Genomic DNA, 705 nt, shown 5'->3' with positions numbered 1-705 from the left:
CGTGGCCCAGGTGAGGCGCCAGCCCGCCTGGGCGCCTCCCGGGCGCACGGGCACCTGACGCGCCCTGCCCGGGACGCCTCCGCGCCGTGGCGTGTTGAGGCCACGTGCCGCGCGAGCTCCCTCAAGAACACTTTTGCCCCTGGCGCGAGGAGGCGGAGGAACTCAAGGAGCGCCTGACGTCGCTGGAGGCGAAAATGGCGACGCTGGAGCGCCACGTCTTCGGCCGCAGGACGGAGAAGCTGCCGACGGTGGCCGACGAGCTACGCGGGGACGCGGACTCGACGGCGGCCCGGGCCGAGGCCGCGAAGAAGAAGCGCCAGGAGAGGGCCACCCGGAAGGCCGAGGAGGCTCCGGAACGTGAGATTCGCCACGCCGTCCCGGACGAGGAGCGCCAGTGCCCAGCGTGCGGCGGCGAGGACTTGAAGCCGCTGGGCAAGGGACGCACCTCGGTGCTGTACGAGTACGTACCGGCGCGCTTCGAGCGGCAGGTGCATGTGCAGGAAGTCCTGGCATGCACCTGCGGAAGGGGTGTCGTCACCGCGCCGCCACCGGCCCGGGTGGTGGACAGGGGCGAGTATGGCCCCGGCTTCATCGCGCACGTGGTGACGTCGAAGTGCGCGGACGCCATGCCGCTGCACCGGCTGGCCCAGCGGGTGGAGCGAAGCGGCGTGCCCATGAGTCGCAGCACCCTGACGGACCTCTTCC

Annotated in this window: 1 protein-coding gene; it reads left to right on the top strand. The window is 72.1% G+C overall.

Annotation, left to right across the window (positions count from 1 at the left end):
- Positions 1-194: 194 nt before the first annotated feature.
- Positions 195-705, top strand: a 511-nt coding sequence (locus HV826_RS36435; RefSeq protein WP_176421580.1) for an IS66 family transposase zinc-finger binding domain-containing protein, incomplete at its 3' end; no start/stop codon positions are given.

The organism is Myxococcus sp. AM010, from assembly GCF_013372585.1.
GTDB lineage: Bacteria > Myxococcota > Myxococcia > Myxococcales > Myxococcaceae > Myxococcus > Myxococcus vastator.
This window is presented reverse-complemented; position numbering and strand designations above follow the sequence as displayed.